This is a genomic window from Pseudomonas sp. NBRC 111119 (genome assembly GCF_001320125.1).
Taxonomy (GTDB): domain Bacteria; phylum Pseudomonadota; class Gammaproteobacteria; order Pseudomonadales; family Pseudomonadaceae; genus Aquipseudomonas; species Aquipseudomonas parafulva.
This window is the reverse complement of record NZ_BCAV01000005.1, coordinates 19,749-37,786: the sequence shown is the minus strand read 5'-3', so window position 1 is coordinate 37,786 and position 18,038 is coordinate 19,749. Positions and strand designations below refer to the sequence as shown.

Genomic DNA, 18,038 nt, shown 5'->3' with positions numbered 1-18,038 from the left:
CCCTCCGCTCATCCAGGAGGCGTGACCATGCCGGACCCCTACGCACTACCCACCGATTTCAAAGCCCTGGTGGCTGCCCAGTTCGCCAGCCGCCCCACCCTGCGGCAGGTGCTGAGCACGCAGATCATGCAGCTGCTGATTCAGCACTACCCACTGATCAAGGCGCACCGCCCTGAACTCACTGATGCCGATCGCCTTGGCCTTGCGCTGCCCAGTGCCGATGGGCAGCGCGTATCGACCACGCCCCTGGTGGATGTGGCGTTACAGGCCCTGTACGCGGGTACACCGCTGAATTTTTCGCAGGTCGCGGGGCAGAAGCAGTACCTGAAGCTCGATGCTCGACGCTTTTTCGCCATCCCCGACCCGCTGCAGACCGCAGAAGGTGACCAGATCGAACTGGCGCCGCTTACCCAGGCATTCAATGACCTGCTGCTGATCATCTGGGGCTGTTTCAACCAGGCCCAGGTCGACTACTGGCGCGCCGATGGCAGTGCAGGTGTCAGCCGTGATCGCTGGTTACAGCAGATGATCAGGTCGGCCACCCTGTACAACCTGCCATTGCAGGGGTTGAGGCCCCAGCAACAGGCGTGCGTACGCGGCTTGTTGCGCGGGGCAGGGCAACGTCCCAGCGTGTTTTTCGTGCAGATCGAAGCCACCGTCGACGGCAAGGCGACCAGCCGTTTTCTACCCGATTTGCTGGTCTATGGCCAATGGGACGAGGCCGATGTCGTGCTGTGGTGCAAGCCGGCCGGCACTGTGTGGGGCTACCCGGGCTTCGATGCGTTTGCCCAGGCGTTGCAGGCTGAATACCCAAGCCTGGCCAGCCACGACAACATCAGCTGGCACCGGCATGAGCTGGAAGGTGATCCGTTTTCCCAGCAGGCGGCAATGCTGCTGGAGTGCATGCTGGAGCAGGTCGGCAGCCTGCGCCGCAGTGCGTTGAACGGTGTTACCGACCTGGAGCAGGCCTGCCTGGCCCTGACCGACCCTGCACAGTGGTTCATCGAGGGTTACGTCAACCGGCCCGCGCTGGATGGCAAGCCGCCCCGTGGGCTGCTCAGTGTGGCGGCCCCGGACAGTTTTGCCTGCCAAAGGGCCTTTTATGAGTTGGCCCTGGCCCAGGCTGAATCCGACGGTGTTGCAGCCCTTGATGGCGTACTCGACCTGCACGGCTACGCCAGCCAGCAGTTGCGTGAGCAGTTGTTGCACGATCACCCGGTGGATGCCAACTACTTTCCCGACGACCTGCAACTGGAGCTGACCTCGGCATTCGGTGTGCCGGGTGGTGCCGGGGTGGGGGCCGGTGATGGCGCGCTCGAGAAGCGCACCCTCAGCCTGACCCAGTTCGCCATTGCCAACCTCAGCTCGCTGGAGGGCGCGACCATAACGGCCATCACCCACCGCGAAGGCCAATTGATCATGGGCTGGATGACCGCCGACTATGCAAAGGCGCTGGTACAGTGTGTGGACGTGGGGGGTAATTATCCCACCTATGTGGCCAGCAAGCTGAACGAGCCGACGGGGTTGGTGCAGCGGGTGCAGCGCTTCGCCCGGGAATGGCGCTGCGACTTCATGCTGCGCGCGCTGCGGGCCAAGCTGCATGGCAGCTTGGACGAGTCAACCTTGCAAGCGATCTGCGACTATTGCAGCGGGCAAGTCGACCCGTTGCTACCGGCAAGCATGCTGATGCCGTTCGCCCTGCGCCGCGCCCCTGACAGCCAGGCTTACGATGTGGTCCGCGGCATGTACGTGTTGTTCAACGCGGAGCCAGGCAGCGTCGTGCTGTACAGGCCGCTTTATGGCAAGGCGGCCGTTCTGGCGTTCGCCAGCATCGAGGCCATGATGCAGGCCGTGCGCGATGACCAGGCGCTGCAGGCCAGCCTGCTGGCCTGGCTGGCGCCAGAGGCCCGGCATGTGTATGCCAACGGTGGGTTCACTGAGCCTCACCTGGGCGGCGCCATCGTGGACACGTCGATCTTGCCCGCCCCGGTGGCGCCCGCGCAGTTCTGGCCGCGCTTCTGGCGCAGCGATGTCGACCTGCAGATGTACACCGCCAATCGCGACCTGCTGGTGGAGCTGGCGGATCGCAACTCGGTATCCAACGCAGAGAGCCGCTGGGCAATCCTCACCCAGGGGGCCTGGTTGCTGTTCGACGTGGCAAGCCTGGTGGTGCGTGGCCCGGCTGCCGTTGCGCTGTGGCTGGTGCAAATGTTCAATGCCGCCAGCGCAGACCTGCAGGCCATTCGCGAAGGCAGCGACTTCGAGCGGTCAGCGGCGGTGGTCGACATGCTGCTCAACCTGGTGATGGTCGTTGGCCATGCTTATGCACCCAGGTTGGCCCGCCACCCGGCTACCCTGCCAGACGCCATGCCCAGCGACAGCCCTGGGCCTGGGTCGGTACGCCCAGTGCCGGCAACTGGAGCCCAGATGCTGCAAGGCAAGGTCTACCTGCCGGGCGCATTGGAAAAAAGCGGTGCACTGCTCGATTTTTCCTTCAGTGGTGGCGAGGGTTTCAACGTGCTACCGGCCCAAATGCGTAAACGATTGGAAGCCATGCGCGTCGATGCATCGCTCGAAGGCGTCGAGCCCCTGCAGGCGGGTGATGCGGCAGGGCTTTACAGGCAGCATGGCCAATACTACGTAAAGCTTCGGGGTGACACCTATCGCGTTGCGCCCGACGAGCACGGCGTGCGCATTGTAGATGCACTGGGCAACCCCGGCCCTTGGTTGCAGCACACAGCAGGGGCATGGCGTATCGATCATGGGCTGCGTTTGAGTGGGGGTATGCCCAGGGGGCGCGTGGAACTGATGCGCGAGCAGAATGTGCGGCAGGAGGCGCGCATGCGTGATGAGGATGCGCGCCTGACCGAGCAGCGCAAGGGCCTCGTCGAGGCCTATGAGCGGCACAAGAACGAGGTAGACAGGTCCACCGCCAGGATCGAAGAGCTGGAGCGCCTGGCGCAGCCCGACGAGCACCAGCAGGAAATGCTCAGCCTGCAAAAGCAGCTGAGGAGGGGGCAGCGGCAATACCTGGCCAACGACCTCAAGCAGCTCGTTGCGCAGGACACCGAGCACGACAGGGTATTGATGGAGCGCGGGCGCATACGGCTGTCCAGCCAGGTCGTGGAAGACGCCATTCGCCGTCAGCGCAGCACGATCCGTGAAGGTCTCATCGCCACCTGCGAGACGTACTACAACCTGCTGGCCACCATGATCAACGAAGAGGATATCGACGGCCAGCACAAGGCAATTGCACTGCTGCCCGAAACCGATGAGGAGAAGCAGCAGTACCAGCGGTTGGTCAAATCCCTGGAGCGCGTGTGGCAATGGGGCAGTGACATGGTGGCGCTGTCGGCACAATTCGACCCGTTGCTGGAGAGTACGCTCAAGGACAACGACATCGTCTTCAGGGATGAAAATGGGCGGCAGGTCAACAAGCACCATGAGTTGAGCCGCGTCATCCAGGACCGCCGCCTGAATGCCATCGACCTGGAGTTCAGGTTGCTCGAGGACTTGGGTGAGCTGGCGCTCAACCGTTTGAACGGCACCAGTGAAGCGCAGCTGGATGAATATTACGAGATGCTCGCCGGTGACAACTTGCGCAGCGCCGGCAGTGCGCATGGCGAGCTGGCAGGCAGCGGTTTGACCGATGAAGAGCGCGTGGCGGTGCTCAACGATGTGATCGACAGCTATGAAGAAACCATTGGCCGGGCGGAGTACCTGGCCAGTGTCGAGCCGGCTGAGATTCGCCCGGACAAGCTCCAGCTGTTCCTGCAGGTGCTACGCAGGCTCAAGGACCTGGCCAGCGAAGAAATGGCGGCCAGCGTCCGCGAACTGGAACAGGTCGAAGCTGCTCGCCCCCGCACACCCGTATATGCGGCGCGCGGCGGTGTACGTCGCCTGGTGCGCACGCACCGTGGCCGTAGCGTGGTGGGTATCGAGGCGGTGGGCGATGACGGTGTGGCAGAGGTGCAGCAGCGCGACAGCCACGACAAGGTGCTGCGCACGTTCCGCAGGCAGAACAGCCAGTGGTGGGAGGTACAGGGCGCACCGCAGCAGGAGCTGGCACCTGCCAGGCCGCATGCGCCTGAGGTGCTGCGAAACAGGCTTGGCAGGCTGATCGACAGCGTGGGTACAACGTTGGTCATGGCCAAGCGTTTTTTCAGCAAGGATGAGCCTTTGGGGCTGTCCACCGTGATTGATCAACATATCAAGGACCTGCGTGACACGCGGGCGTTGTTGCCGCGCACTGCGTCGGACAAAGCCCTGGCCGAACGTGCGCAGGCCGCCGTGGATGAGCTTGAGGACAGCAAGCAGGAACTGCTCAAGACCCACTACCTGACCAGCAAGGCGCCGACGTTGAACGCCCTGAAATTTCTACACGGCATTGGCGAATTAACGGTGGCGAGAGTTGAGCGTCGGGTGGAATTGTCACCCACTGACTACCTGGACACTTACGAAATCAAGCGTGTTTCAGGTAAACGATTGTGGGAGGCGCATTTCCACTACCCTGGCGCGGACACCCCTGACAGAAACTTCCAGCGCGGGCACCTGAAGTTGTGGGAACAACGCAAACTCGGGCATCAGGCAGTGTTGCGCGCGGCCAGGCGCAATGAGGTGCTGCGGGTGTATCGCGGGCAACTGCGCAAAGGCGACGTCGAGGGCATCATCCCCTTCGAATGACGTGCGTCAGCGGTTGCTGTACCTGCCATGTCGGCCATGGGCCGGCATGGCCTGGTTGCCACGCTCGGCCACCATCTGCTGTAGCTCGATCAGCTCGACACCCTGCTGTTTCAACCGGGGTATCTCGCGTTCGAGCACTTCCAGTGTTTGCGGGTAAGGGTGGCCGATGAGCACGGCCGACCCTTGCCGACGCGCCAGCGCCACGCCCTGTTGCAGCTGCCCGGCGATAGCCTCGGTGGTGCGCACATCGTCAAGGAACACGTCCCGCGACACATGGGCCACGCTTTGCGCCTGGGCCTTGGCCGCTGCCACGGTGGCGGCGCTGGTGCGGCTGTCGACGAAGAACAGCCCGCGCTGCTGCAATTCCCCCATCAGCCAGGCCATGGCCTCGGGCTGCGAGGTCATGCGGCTGCCCATGTGGTTGTTGACCCCCGCTGCGAACGGCACCTTCAGCAGCGCAGCGTCCAGGCGCGAAGCCAGCTCGCCCATGGCAAGGCCGGGGTGCCACGCGTAAGGGCCCGTGGCCGGGTCCATGGGCATGTGCAGGATCACCGTTTTGCCGGCCTTGTGCGCCTGGCGGGCGAAGCTAGTGGCGTGTGGAGTGTCGGGCATGATCGCCATGGTTACCGGCCCGGGCAGGGCCAGGGTACGGTTGTCACGCTCGGTGCTCTGGCCCAGGTCGTCGATGATGATGCTCATGTACGCCTTGGCCGGTGGGGCCGCTTGCGCGGCACCGGCCAAGAGACACAGCAACAGGCACAGCAGGTGCCGCATGGGCCTCATCAATTGCCTTTGGTGATGTTGAGGCCCTTGAGCAGGCTCAGGGCCTGGCTGAGCTGGAAGTCGTCATCCTGTGGCCGCTCCTTGCGCTTGCTGCTGCCGGTGGGGCGGTCGGCGCCGCCGTTGCCGTTGCCCAGGTGGCCCTGCAGGTCGGCTTCCTTGAAGTTGTCGTTGTCGGCCTCGGCCGTGAGTTTGGCCTGGCGCACTTCGATGTCCGGCACGATGCCCTGGGCCTGAATGGAGCGGCCGTTGGGGGTGAAGTACAGGGCGGTGGTGAGCTTGAGTGCGCGGTCGTTGGCCAGCGGCAGCACGGTTTGTACCGAGCCCTTGCCGAAGCTGTCGGTGCCCATCAGCACGGCGCGCTTCTGGTCCTGTAGAGCGCCGGCAACAATTTCCGATGCCGAGGCGCTGCCGCCGTTGATCAGCACCACCAGCGGCACGCCCTCGCTGGCGTCGGCCGGGTCGGCCGAGAAGCGCAGTTCGGAGTTGGCGATGCGGCCCTTGGTGTACACGATCAAGCCTTTGGTCAGGAAGTGGTCGGCCACTTCCACCGCCGACTGCAGCACGCCGCCTGGGTTGTTGCGCAGGTCCAGGATGACGCCGCGCAGCTTCTTGCCGTTGTCCTTGCGCAGCTTGGCCAGGGCTTTGCCCACTTCCTCGCCGGTCTTGACCTGGAACTGGGTGATGCGGATGTAGCCGTAGTCGTTTTCCAGCAACTGGCTCTTCACGCTCTTGACCTGGATCACCGCGCGGGCCAGCGTCACGTCGAACGGGTTGCCGCCATCACGGATCAGGGTCAGGGTGATCTTGTCACCCACCTTGCCGCGCATCTTGTCCACAGCCTCGGTCATGGTCTGACCACGGGTAGGGGCACCGTTGATCTTGACGATCAGGTCGCCTGCCTGCACGCCGGCGCGGGAGGCGGGCGTGTCATCGATGGGCGAGACCACCTTGATGAAGCCGTCTTCCTGGCCAACCTCGATGCCCAGGCCGCCGAATTCGCCGCTGGTGCTTTCCTGCAGCTCCTGGAAGTCTTCTGGCCCCAGGTAGGCAGAGTGCGGGTCCAGGTTGCTGAGCATGCCCTTGATGGCGTTCTCCAGCAGGGTCTTGTCATCCACCGGCTCGACATAGGCGGCCTTGATCCGGTCCATGACCTCGGCGAAGGTGCGCAGCTCTTCGAGCGGCAGCGGCGCCTTGCTGGTCATCTCGGTGGCCGGTGCTGCTGCCGCCTTGGCCGGCTCTGCGGCGAGGGCCAGGGGCGTGCCGACCGCCAGGGCGATGGACAGGGCCAGCTGGGTAAGACGAGGCGAGTGCAGCATGTCGAACGAACTCCTGATCCTGTAAGCGCTCCCTGCGGAGCATCGGCGTAGCACCCAGGCTACGCCGCATAAGTTTGACTAGCCACGGCACCATTGCGAAGGGTCGGTAGGCCGGCCCTGCTGGCGGATGGCGAAGTACAACCCGGCAGCCTCCTGGCCACCGCTGTCACCGACCGTCGAGATGGCCTCGCCGGCCTTGACGATATCCCCGGCGTTCTTCAGCAGGCTCTGGTTATGGCCGTACAGGCTCAGGTAACCGTTACCGTGATCGAGAATGACCAGAAGGCCGGCGCCGCGCAACCAGTCGGCAAACACCACGCGCCCGCCGTGTACGGCGCGCACCTGGGTACCGGGGCTTGCCCCGATCATCACCCCGTCCCACTTGGCCCGGGCATCCGTACCGCGTGCATCGCCGAAGCGTGCCAGCAATCGACCATTGACTGGCCAGGGAAGTTTTCCACGGGCTGCAGAAAATGCACCGCCGTAGCTGGCGCCATCACCGGATACCATCGGCCCCAGGGTGGCACGGGCCTTTTTCGGCGGCTCGACCGGTTCGGCAGGCTGATTGCGGGCGGCGGCGGCAAGGGCCTCCTGCTGACGGCGTTTTTCTGCCTCCTGCTGCGCTATCAGGGCCCGCTGGCGCGCTTCTTCGGCTTCGCGGGCCTGGCGAGCCAGGGTTTCCTCGATGGTTTTCAGGACCTTGGCCAGGTCGGCCTGGTCTTGCTCGCGGGCCCGCAGCTTCTGGTCGCGGTCTTTCACGTCGCCATTCAGCTTGGCCAGTACCTGCTGGCGCTTGCTGCGCTCGGTTTCCAGCGCCTGGCGGCGGGTGTCGAGGTCTGCCTGCTGGGCCAACAGCTGCTGCTGTTGCGTGCCGATTTCGCGCTCCACGTTGGCCAGCTGGCGCAGTGTTTCGTTGAAGGTGCGCAGTTGTTCAAGGCGCGCCTTGCTCAGGTAATCGTAATACGTGAGGGTGCGGGCGAATTTCTCGGGGTTCTGCTGGTTGAGCAGCAGCTTGAGGTATTCCTCGCGCCCGTTCTGGTAGGCAGAACGGGCCTGAATGGCGATCAGCCGTTGTTGTTCAACGCGGGCGCTCTGGAGTTTTTTTTTCTCGGTATCAAGGCGCTCCAGCTCGCCCTCGGTCTTTTTTAGTTCTTGCTGCAGGGCCTCCACCTGCCTTTCGAGCTTGCCGATATCGGTCTCGGTCGTTTTCAAGTCTTTTTGCACACCGGCCTTTTCTTCCTGGAGCTTGCCCAAGGTCTTCTTGAGCTCGGCAATATCCTGGCGGGTGGCGTCCAGTTGCTGCTGGGTCTGTGCGCGCTCATCGGCGAAGGCCGGGCTGAGCAGGCAAGACAGGGCTAGAAGGATCAGGGCGCGAAGCATGAGGTTTGGCGTACCGGGGATGGAGACTGGCCTAGTATGAAGGAGCTGCAAGCTACAAGCTACAAGCTGCAAGCCGAGCGCGTGTGGCTCTTGATCTTGCTTTTGCTCTTTCTTGCAGCTTGTAGCTTACAACTTGCAGCTGTTTCTCAAGCGTCGAGGAGGATTGAGGTGCCGGTCATTTCCACGGGTTTCTCCAGGCCCAGCAGCTTGAGCATGGTCGGCGCGACATCGGCCAGTACCCCGCCTTCACGCACCTTGAGGGGGCGCTTGCCCACGTAGATGAACGGCACCGGCTCGGTGGTGTGGGCAGTGTGGGCCTGGCCGGTGGACTCGTCTTCCATCTGCTCGACGTTGCCGTGGTCGGCGGTGATCAGCGCTTCGCCGCCGACTTTGTCCAGTGCTTCCACGATGCGACCCACGCAGCTGTCCAGGGCCTCAACTGCCTGCACGGCCGCCGAGAACACGCCCGTGTGGCCCACCATGTCGCCGTTGGCGTAGTTGACCACGATCACGTCGAAGCGCTGCTGCTCGATGGCCTCGACGATGCGGTCGGTGACTTCGGGGGCGCTCATTTCTGGCTGCAGGTCGTAGGTGGCAACCTTCGGCGAAGGGATCAGGATGCGTTCCTCGCCTTCGAACGGCTCTTCGCGCCCGCCCGAGAAGAAGAAGGTGACGTGGGCGTACTTTTCGGTTTCGGCGATGCGCAGCTGGGTCTTGCCGTTGTTGGCCAAGTACTCGCCCAGCACGTTGTGCAGGCTGGCCGGGGCGAAGGCCGCAGGGGCTGCGATCTTGGCCGAGTACTGGGTCAGGCCGATGTAGGCGGCAACCTTGGGCAGGCGCGCCCGTGGGAATTCATTGAAATCAGGCTCGACGAACACCCGCGACAGTTCACGGGCGCGGTCGGCGCGGAAGTTCATGAAGATCACGGCATCGCCGTCTTCCACGCTGACCGCCTGGCCAATGCGGGTAGCCTTGACGAATTCGTCGCTCTCATCGCGTGCATAGGCGGCTTCGAGGCCTGCCAGGGCGCTGTCGGCGGTGTATTCGGCGGTGCTGTCGACGATAAGGTTGTACGCGGCGCTTACGCGATCCCAGCGGTTGTCACGGTCCATGGCGTAGTAACGGCCGATGAGGCTGGCGATGCGGCCCTTGCCCAGCTTGGCGAAGGTGGCATCCAGCAGCTCGATGGACGACTGTGCGCTGCGTGGCGGGGTGTCGCGGCCGTCGAGAAACGCGTGCAGGTAGATGTTTTCGGCGCCGCGCTGGGCGGCCAGTTCGGCCATGGCCACCAGGTGGTCCTGGTGGCTGTGTACGCCACCATCGGACAGCAAACCAAGAATGTGCACAGCCTTGCCAGCATTGGCGGCTTTGTCCACGGCGCCGGTGAGCACGGGGTTGGTGAAGAATTCGCCGTCACGGATGGCCTTGGTCACCCGGGTGAAGTCCTGGTACACCACGCGCCCAGCGCCGAGGTTCATGTGGCCGACTTCAGAGTTGCCCATCTGCCCGTCCGGCAGGCCGACGTCCATGCCCGAACCTGAAATGAGGCCGTGCGGCTGGGTGGCGCGCAAGCGGTCGTAGACCGGTGTATTGGCCGCATAGATGGCGTTGTATTCGGGGCTTTCGCTGTGGCCAAAGCCATCAAGGATGATCAGGACCAGGGGTTTGGGCGTGCTCGTCATCAATCAAACTCACGGTTGTTCAAAGATGATAAAGACACGCATTTTAGGGCAAATGTGCCAGCGCGGGCGAATAATCGTCCCTTCCGCCGACCGGCGCACCTGGCCTGGCCCCGTGAGAGCGCTTTCATGGCCGGGCCGTCGGGCTTTGGTGCCACACAGGGGGTGTGTATACTGGCCGGCATTTTCTATCGCGTGGAACACCCCAGATGGTTGCTAACCTGATTCAATTTGCGACAAACCACTACCTACTGGTGGCGATCTTCGTTGTTCTGCTGGTCGCTTTGCTGGTCAATGAAATCCGTCGTGGCGGGCAGAGCCTGAGCAATGGCCAACTCACCGCCCTGGTCAACGCCGACAAAGGCCTTGTCATTGATATCCGCCCAGCCAAGGAGTACACCGCCGGCCATATCGTCGGTGCGGTGAACATCCCCCAGGACAAGCTGGCCAGCCGCATGACCGAGCTGGACAAGCACAAGGAAAAAACCCTCATCGTGGTCGACGCGATGGGCCAGCAGTCCGGCACCGTGTGCCGCGATCTGCTCAAGGCTGGTTACAACGCTGCCAAGCTCAGCGGTGGCGTGTCCAGCTGGAAAGCCGATAACCTGCCTTTGGTGAAGTGATATGAAACCTGTCATCGTCTATTCCAGCGACTACTGCCCCTACTGCATGCGCGCCAAGTACCTGCTCGAGAGCAAGGGCGTTGCATTTGAGGAAATCAAGGTCGATGGCAAGCCGCAACTGCGCGCCGAGATGGCCCAGAAGGCTGGGCGCACATCGGTGCCGCAGATCTGGATCGGCAGCACTCACGTCGGTGGATGCGATGACCTCTATGCCCTGGAGCGCGCCGGCAAGCTCGACGCACTGCTGGCGGCCTGATTTGCACTGCACTCCAAAACACTAGGATAAGGATCTGCCATGACTGACCAACAGACCAACGGCGCTGCTGCAGAAGACAACAGCCCTCAGTTTTCCCTGCAGCGCATCTATGTGCGTGACCTGTCGTTCGAAGCCCCGAAAAGCCCGCAGATCTTCCGTCAGACCTGGGAGCCGAGTGTCGGCCTGGACCTGAACACCAAGCAGAAAGCGCTGGAAGGTGACTTCCACGAGGTTGTACTGACCCTGTCGGTTACCGTCAAGAACGGTGACGAAGTGGCGTTCATCGCTGAAGTGCAGCAGGCGGGTATCTTCCTGATCAAGAACCTGGATGCCGCTTCCATGAGCCACACCCTGGGCGCATTCTGCCCGAACATCCTGTTCCCCTATGCTCGCGAAACCCTGGACAGCCTGGTAACCCGTGGCTCGTTCCCGGCCCTGATGCTGTCGCCGGTCAACTTCGATGCCCTGTACGCGCAAGAAATGCAGCGCATGCAGGAAGCGGGCGAAGTGCCTGCTGCGCAGTAACAGCTGCTGCCTGTGCAAAAGCGCCTCTCGGGGCGCTTTTTTATTGCCTGCCCCGGCCTCTTCGCGGGTAAACCCGCTCCCACTGGAATGGTGCTGCCCAGGAATAGCTACCCAGGAATTTCGGTGGGAGCGGGTTTACCCGCGAAAGGGCCCTTGCAGGCTAACCATCAGCTTCCGGCAAACCCATTCTGCCGCCACGCCTCGTAAACCGTCACCGCCACGGTATTGGACAGGTTCAGGCTACGGCACCCCGGCCGCATCGGCAGGCGCAGGCGTTGTTCGGCGGGCAGGCTGTCCAGCACCTCGCCCGGCAAACCTCGGCTTTCTGGCCCAAACAGAAACGCGTCGCCAGGCTGGTAGGCCACCTCGTGGAATGGGTGCGATCCCTTGGTGGTGAAGGCGAACAGCCTCGGGCCGCCCAGGCTGTCCAGGCAGGCCTCAAGGCTCGGGTGGCGCTTGAGCGTGGCATACTCGTGGTAATCGAGCCCGGCACGGCGCAGGCGTTTGTCGTCCAGCTCGAAACTGATGGGTTCGATCAGGTGAAGGTGGCAGCCGCTGTTGGCACACAGGCGGATGATGTTGCCGGTATTCGGCGGAATTTCGGGTTGAAAAAGGATGACGTGAAACATGCACGGCTCCAGGCATGAAGATGACGGGCATTCTACCCCTGAACCGGATGTACGTTCGAAAGCGTTCCCGCGGGTAATGCTGTCGCTGGCGATTGTCGGCGTCATGGTGGGGCTGATGATCGGCCGCCTCACCGCGCCGCAAGCGCGCGAACTGCAGCAGATCGAGGTTGTGCAGGATGGCCTGGCATTGTGGTTCAACGAAGAACCCAAGCTGCATGGCGAGAACGTCGAGGGCACTGTAGCGCTGCTGTTTCAGGCCACGGGCAAGGCCGGGCAGGGGCGGCTTACGGTACACGGCAAGCCGGCGAGCTGGCGGGTGCAGCAGAGCCAGGAAGGCTTGCTGGTCACGGTGGTGGCTGCGCGTGCCCTGCACGGCGAGTGGGCCGGCGCACCGGCCGGGGGGCGGTGGCGGCTGCAGGTGACCCTGCACGAATAAAAGAGGGGATGTCTTGGCCTGCCTGTACCAAGGTCCCCCGAAAAACAGCATGTCGCGAATAAAAGAGGGGTCACCCGGCCTGCCTGTACCAGGGCCCCCGAAACTGGAGTTACCAAGGCTATTGCAGGGGTCGTGCCAGTTTTGAGAAGCCCGTGAATACTGGGCTTTCAGGGGGAATCTGCCAGGTTTTGAGGGGGATCGTGCCTTGGTGCGGTGCACGGGGCACAGGATCGGTGCAGGCGGGTGCCGGGGCTGCGCAATGGCCCCGGCAGGTGGGTTTCAGTGCTCGTCGCCTTCCTCGTCGTCGGCACCGGCCACGTTCATGCCCAGTTCCTTGATCTTGCGGGTCAGGGTGTTGCGCCCCCAGCCCAGCAGCAGTGCGGCATCACGGCGGCGACCTGCGGTGTGCTTCAGCGCTGTCTCGATCATGATCCGCTCGAAGCTGGGCACGGCGCTGTCCAGCAGGTTCGACTGCCCACGGGCCAGGGCCTGGTCGGCCCACTGGCGTAGCGCCTGCTCCCAGTTGGTCACCGGCGCAGCATCCTGCGGCAGGTTCAACAGCTCCGGTGGGAGGTCGCCGATCAGCACTTCACGGCTGGACGCCATGACCGTGATCCAGCGGCAGGTGTTCTCCATCTGCCGCACATTGCCGGGCCAGGGCAGGTTGCGGATGAACTCCTCGGTCTCCGGCTTGAGCACTTTTGGCTCCACTGCCAGTTCCTGGGCAGCGCGGGCCAGAAAATGCCGGGCAAGGGCCGGGATGTCTTCACGGCGATCGGCCAGCCGCGGGATGTGAATGCGGATCACGTTCAGGCGGTGGAACAGGTCTTCACGAAACTTCCCGGCTTGCACCAGCGATTCCAGGTTCTGGTGGGTAGCCGCGATGATGCGCACATCGACCTTGACCGGTATGTGGCCCCCCACTCGGTAGAATTCGCCGTCCGCCAGCACCCGCAGCAGGCGGGTTTGGGTGTCGGCTGGCATGTCGCCGATTTCGTCGAGGAACAGGGTGCCCCCGTCGGCCTGCTCGAAGCGGCCGCGGCGCAGGTTGGCCGCCCCGGTGAACGCGCCTTTTTCGTGGCCGAACAGCTCGGACTCCATCAGGTCCTTGGGGATGGCTGCCATGTTCAGGGCGATGAACGGTGAGGCAGCCCGCGGGCTGTGGCGGTGCAGCGCGTGGGCGACCAGTTCCTTGCCTGTGCCCGATTCGCCGTTGATCAGCACCGTGATGTTGGAGTGGCTCAGGCGGCCAATGGCGCGAAACACCTCTTGCATCGCCGGCGCTTCGCCGATGATTTCAGGGGTGCGCGCCAGGCTCTGCGGCACGTCCAGCCCATGTTGTTCCTGGGCGTGCTGGTTGGCACGCTTGACCAGCGCAACCGCCTCGTCCACATCGAATGGCTTGGGCAGGTACTCGAACGCACCGCCCTGGTACGACGCCACGGCGCTGTCCAGGTCGGAGTGCGCGGTCATGATGATGACCGGCAGGCGTGGGTGCTGTTCGCGAATCTGGGCGAGCAGTTCCAGGCCGCTGGAGCCGGGCATGCGGATATCGGAAATGATCACGTCGGGCTGCTGGCGTGCCAGCCGGCCCATCACCCCATCGGCGCTGTCGAAGCTCTGGGTGGTCATGCCTTCCTGTTGCAGGGCTTTTTCCAGCACCCAGCGAATGGAGCGATCATCGTCGACGATCCATACGGTTTCACTTCGGCTCATGAGGCGTTGGCTCCTTGTTCCAGGGGCAGGTAAATGGAAAATGCGGTATGGCCCGCGTGGCTTTCGCACTCGATCAGCCCCTGGTGCTGGCTGATGATGTTCTGGGTAATGGCCAGGCCCAGCCCGGTACCGTCCGGGCGACCACTGACCATGGGGTAGAAGAGGGTGTCTTGCAGTTCCGCTGCGATACCGGGCCCGTTGTCGATGATCTCGACCCTCGCCACCAGCCTATGGCGCACATGGCCGATGGTGAACTGGCGCAGGGCACGGCTGCGCAGGGTGATGCGGCCCAGGCGCAGCTCGTTTTGCGAACTGATCGCCTGCATGGCGTTGCGCACGATATTGAGCACTGCCTGGATCATCTGCTCGCGGTCGATCAAGACGTCCGGCAGGCTCGGGTCATAGTCGCGCACCAGCGTGATGCACCCCTGGCTCTCGGCATCCACCAGGCTGCAGACCCTTTCCAGTACTTCGTGGATGTTGGTCATGGCCAGCGACGGCAGCTTGTTGGAGCCCAGCATGCGGTCAACGAGGTTACGCAGGCGGTCTGCTTCTTCGATGATCACGTTGGTGTAGTCGCGCAGGCTCTCTTCCGGCAGTTCGCGGGCCAGCAACTGCGCCGCCCCCCGGATGCCGCCCAGCGGGTTCTTGATCTCGTGGGCCAGCCCGCGCACCAGCAGTTTGGTGGTTTCCTGCTTGCTTAGCTGCGCCTCTTCCTTGGTGATGCGCAACAGCCGGTCACGGGGGTGCACCTCCAGCAGCAGCAGCGTCTGGCCCAGGTGCAGGATGGGGGTAACGGCGTAGTCCACAGTAATGGTCTGGCCGGTCAACGAGGTGAGCTGGGCTTCGCGCTTGGTGAACGGGTGAGCCTGCTCTACCGCTTGGCGCAGCGAACCCAGGGCTTCGGCAGACTCGGTGAACAATTCGCTGATGAACTGCCCATGGCTGCGCTGGCCGCTGACGGCCAGCAGCATCTCGGCGGCCGGGTTCATGTATTCCAACCGCAACTCGGCATTAAGCAGCAAGGTGGCGGTGGTAAGGTTGTCCAGAAGCAGACGGTGCTGTGCATCACTGATGGTCATAAGGCGTCGTCGACCTCTTTCGGGGCTGTCTGGCAAAACGTGGACCGGGCAAGGCACGGGGTTTCCACTGTTGCAGTCGCCATGAAAATGCAAGAAACAAACCAAGGCCCCGAAAAGAAGCGGAATAAGCCGAAAAACGCCTTATTAGGTCCGACTACGCACCAAGATGTTCAGGTTTATCGTTTCAGACGACCTTTTTTGGGTGGCCGCGCAGTGTGACTGCAGGTGGCGCGCACCATAATGGAGCATAGTGAGTTCAGGGGCGATCGCATAGCTGGCCGGTAGCGCGGATCAACGCATGTTGCGCCGTTGGCAGCAGCGGCCTGTTGGCGATGGCAACGGCAAGCTGCGCCGCGCAGCCTGGTACAGGGTGTTGGTCGAAGGCGGCCAGCTTCGCCAGCAAGTCAGCCTGCAGTTCGTCCAACCGTGGGCGGATGACGTCGGTCAGGTCCAGGCGCTGGGTGTCTGGCGCCTGGCCCGCCAGGTGCCATTGGGACAGCAAGGTGTATTGCACCAGCTTGTTGGCTTCCATCTGGTCGGCGAAGAACGCCTCGGCGCGTTGTGGCGCCACGCCCAGCCCCGGCGAGGCCTGGCGGACACTGGCCAGTACTTGCTGCTCACGCTCGGTCGCTTGAACGGGCTGTTTCTTGTCCCATTTATGTAAAGCAACTGCCTCAGCGGTTGTCAGGCGTTTCTCCACCAGATCGAGGAGTGCATTCAGAGCGGTGTTTTCAGCCGGTCGTTGAGCTGGGCATTGCGCTTCCGGCGTGGAGAACGCCAACGTCTCATCAGCTGCGTGAAACACCATTACCGTCGCTGGTTGCCCCGCCGTGTGCCCGCGATGAACTTCCCCAACCAGCTCAGCCAGCGTGTCGCCCGCGTTCAGGTGGATTCGTTTTCCATCGCGGGTTTCCACTTCCAGGCTGCCTTCAGCCAGGTAGCCGAGGTTGAGCGCTTTGTGGCAATGCCAGTCTAGTGTCGTGTTGGCAGGTATGGTCAGCCTCACCAGGGACAACACAGGTGGCCCCGCCGGGTATTGACGGTAAGGGGTGCCGTCCCAGCTGCCTGTTGCCCGGTGGAGAACCTGTGATTTGACGGCCTCCTGGCCGTGGCTGACGCATCCGGTGAGCAATGCTGCGGTGAGTAGCGCGGGTAGGATTTTTTGCATGGTGACGCCCGTTGAGGAAATGGCCGTCTACCTTGCTGCTGCGTGACACCGCAAAATGTCAGCTGTGTCTGCTTGCCGTGTAGGACACAGTGTGAAATGCAAAAAAAATGGCCTCCATCAAGGAGGCCATCTCGTTTTTCGTATCGGCGAGGTGTGCCGATCAGATCAGCAGCTGTAGTACAGCTCGTATTCCAGCGGGTGGACGAAGGTGCGGACCTTGATCTCTTCTTCGCTCTTCAGTTCGATGAAGGCATCGATGAAATCGTCGGAGAACACGCCGCCCTTGGTCAGGAACGCACGGCCTTTGTCCAGCTCTTCCAGGGCTTCTTTCAGGCTGCCGCACACTTGCGGGATGTCCTTGGCCTCTTCGGGCGGCAGGTCATACAGGTTCTTGTCCGCCGCATCGCCTGGGTGGATCTTGTTCTGGATGCCGTCCAGGCCAGCCATCAGCAGGGCTGCAAAGGCCAGGTACGGGTTGGCCGATGGGTCCGGGAAGCGCGCTTCGATACGGCGAGCTTTCGGGCTGCCGACGTAGGGGATACGGATCGAGGCCGAGCGGTTGCGTGCCGAGTAGGCCAGCATTACCGGGGCTTCGAAGCCTGGGACCAGACGCTTGTAGGAGTTGGTGGACGGGTTGGTGAAGCCGTTCAGGGCCTTACCGTGCTTGATGATGCCGCCGATGAAGTACAGGGCGGTGTCGGACAGGCCGGCATAGCCTTCGCCCGCGAAGGTGTTCTTGCCTTCCTTCCAGATCGACATGTGCACGTGCATGCCCGAGCCGTTATCGCCGTACAGCGGCTTGGGCATGAAGGTAGCGGTACGGCCGTAGGCGTCGGCAACGTTGTGCACGACGTATTTCAGGGCCTGTACTTCGTCCGCCTTCTTCACCAGGGTGTTGAACTTGACGCCGATTTCGTTCTGGCCAGCGGTGGCCACTTCGTGGTGGTGAACTTCGACGGTCTGGCCCATTTCTTCCAGTGCGTTGCACATGGCAGTACGGATTTCGTGGTCGTGGTCGAACGGCGGAACCGGGAAATAGCCGCCTTTCACGCCTGGGCGGTGGCCTTTGTTGCCGCCTTCGATATCGGCACCGGTCATCCACGAGCCTTGCTCGGAGAAGATCTTGAACATCGAGCCGGAAATGTCCGACTGGAACTTCACTTCGTCGAAGATGAAGAACTCAGGCTCCGGGCCTGCGAAGACGGTGTCACCAATGCCGGTGCTCTTGAGGTATTCCTCGGCGCGCTTGGCGATGGCGCGTGGGTCGCGGTCGTAACCCTGCATGCTCGACGGGTCGACGATGTCGCAGGTGATGATCAGGGTGGGCTCTTCGGTGAACGGGTCGAGCACGGCGGTTTCGTCGACCGGCATCAGGATCATGTCGGAGGCTTCGATGCCTTTCCAGCCAGCGATGGAGGAGCCGTCGAACATCTTGCCGACTTCGAAGAAATCGTCGTCCAGCGCATCACGCGCCGGCATGGTCACGTGGTGCTGAGTGCCTTTGGTGTCCGTGAAACGCAGATCAATCCACTTGACGTCATGATCTTTGATGAGTTGAACCGACTTCGACATGTTGTCCTCCGGATGGTCTAGGGCACGGTTGGCCGCGGCCCTGGAAAAAGGGTGTTGCCGGGCGCGGATAGTCGGCCAAGCTTACCTGCCTCACAAGGGAGCAAATTGCATGCCAGTGCCCGAAAATGGCGAGGTCTGGACATAAGGGGGCGTTCTTGGGCATCTGGCGACAGGCTTAGGGCAAGCTTTG

The 18,038-nt window shown here is 62.8% G+C and carries 14 protein-coding genes; 5 read left to right on the top strand and 9 right to left on the bottom strand.

Annotated features, from left to right (window positions below; genetic code table 11):
* The first annotated feature begins 27 nt into the window (after window positions 1–27).
* A complete protein-coding gene (locus APH25_RS01025) occupies window positions 28–4,683 on the top strand; it encodes a dermonecrotic toxin domain-containing protein (protein WP_060480780.1) in 4,656 nt (1,551 codons plus the stop codon).
* A 6-nt stretch (window positions 4,684–4,689) separates the two neighbouring features.
* Here APH25_RS01025 and APH25_RS01020 read toward each other — a convergent pair whose 3' ends face one another.
* The 4 genes from APH25_RS01020 to gpmI all read right to left on the bottom strand — a co-directional run bounded on the left by APH25_RS01020 (window position 4,690) and on the right by gpmI (window position 9,844).
* Window positions 4,690–5,457 (bottom strand): divergent polysaccharide deacetylase family protein, encoded by a 768-nt coding sequence (locus APH25_RS01020; protein WP_060480779.1) that lies wholly within the window; start codon window positions 5,455–5,457, stop codon window positions 4,690–4,692.
* Window positions 5,458–5,465: 8 nt separating this feature from the next.
* Window positions 5,466–6,782 carry a S41 family peptidase gene (locus tag APH25_RS01015; protein ID WP_028631986.1) on the bottom strand — a complete coding sequence of 439 codons (1,317 nt, stop codon included), beginning with the start codon at window positions 6,780–6,782 and terminating at the stop codon, window positions 5,466–5,468.
* A gap of 78 nt (window positions 6,783–6,860) precedes the next feature.
* On the bottom strand, window positions 6,861–8,162 hold the full coding sequence (locus tag APH25_RS01010; RefSeq protein ID WP_060480778.1) for a murein hydrolase activator EnvC: 1,302 nt from the start codon (window positions 8,160–8,162) through the stop codon (window positions 6,861–6,863).
* Between the two features lie 146 nt (window positions 8,163–8,308).
* Window positions 8,309–9,844, bottom strand: coding sequence for a 2,3-bisphosphoglycerate-independent phosphoglycerate mutase (gene gpmI / locus APH25_RS01005; protein ID WP_060480777.1), 1,536 nt, complete (start codon window positions 9,842–9,844; stop codon window positions 8,309–8,311).
* 206 nt (window positions 9,845–10,050) lie between these two features.
* Here gpmI and APH25_RS01000 point away from each other — a divergent pair, with 206 nt between their 5' ends.
* Genes APH25_RS01000 through secB form a run of 3 tightly spaced genes read left to right on the top strand, consistent with a single transcriptional unit; the run spans window position 10,051 to window position 11,245 of the window.
* The gene (locus APH25_RS01000) at window positions 10,051–10,464 is read left to right on the top strand and encodes a rhodanese-like domain-containing protein (RefSeq protein ID WP_028631983.1); all 414 of its coding nucleotides are present in this window, start codon (window positions 10,051–10,053) and stop codon (window positions 10,462–10,464) included.
* Between the two features lies 1 nt (window position 10,465).
* Window positions 10,466–10,720 carry a glutaredoxin 3 gene (gene grxC / locus APH25_RS00995; protein ID WP_029886544.1) on the top strand — a complete coding sequence of 85 codons (255 nt, stop codon included), beginning with the start codon at window positions 10,466–10,468 and terminating at the stop codon, window positions 10,718–10,720.
* Between the two features lie 39 nt (window positions 10,721–10,759).
* Window positions 10,760–11,245 (top strand): protein-export chaperone SecB, encoded by a 486-nt coding sequence (gene secB, locus APH25_RS00990; RefSeq protein ID WP_028631981.1) that lies wholly within the window; start codon window positions 10,760–10,762, stop codon window positions 11,243–11,245.
* A gap of 167 nt (window positions 11,246–11,412) precedes the next feature.
* Here secB and trmL read toward each other — a convergent pair whose 3' ends face one another.
* Complete coding sequence (gene trmL, locus APH25_RS00985) at window positions 11,413–11,874, bottom strand: tRNA (uridine(34)/cytosine(34)/5-carboxymethylaminomethyluridine(34)-2'-O)-methyltransferase TrmL (RefSeq protein ID WP_028631980.1); 462 nt, start codon at window positions 11,872–11,874, stop codon at window positions 11,413–11,415.
* Here trmL and APH25_RS00980 point away from each other — a divergent pair.
* Window positions 11,873–12,310, top strand: a complete 438-nt coding sequence (locus APH25_RS00980; protein ID WP_060480776.1) for a hypothetical protein — start codon at window positions 11,873–11,875, stop codon at window positions 12,308–12,310. The genes trmL and APH25_RS00980 overlap by 2 nt on opposite strands.
* Before the next feature lie 279 nt (window positions 12,311–12,589).
* Here the strand turns inward: APH25_RS00980 and ntrC are convergent, their stop codons facing one another.
* The 4 genes from ntrC to glnA form a co-directional block, all read right to left on the bottom strand.
* Window positions 12,590–14,026, bottom strand: a complete 1,437-nt coding sequence (ntrC, locus tag APH25_RS00975) for a nitrogen regulation protein NR(I) (protein WP_028631978.1) — start codon at window positions 14,024–14,026, stop codon at window positions 12,590–12,592.
* Window positions 14,023–15,108 (bottom strand): nitrogen regulation protein NR(II), encoded by a 1,086-nt coding sequence (gene glnL, locus APH25_RS00970; protein ID WP_060480775.1) that lies wholly within the window; start codon window positions 15,106–15,108, stop codon window positions 14,023–14,025. The genes ntrC and glnL overlap by 4 nt, the downstream gene beginning before the upstream one ends.
* A 256-nt stretch (window positions 15,109–15,364) precedes the next feature.
* Window positions 15,365–16,276 carry a chorismate mutase gene (locus APH25_RS25825; protein ID WP_082428188.1) on the bottom strand — a complete coding sequence of 304 codons (912 nt, stop codon included), beginning with the start codon at window positions 16,274–16,276 and terminating at the stop codon, window positions 15,365–15,367.
* A 165-nt stretch (window positions 16,277–16,441) separates the two neighbouring features.
* Window positions 16,442–17,848 (bottom strand): type I glutamate--ammonia ligase, encoded by a 1,407-nt coding sequence (gene glnA, locus APH25_RS00955; protein ID WP_060480774.1) that lies wholly within the window; start codon window positions 17,846–17,848, stop codon window positions 16,442–16,444.
* Window positions 17,849–18,038 lie beyond the last annotated feature (190 nt).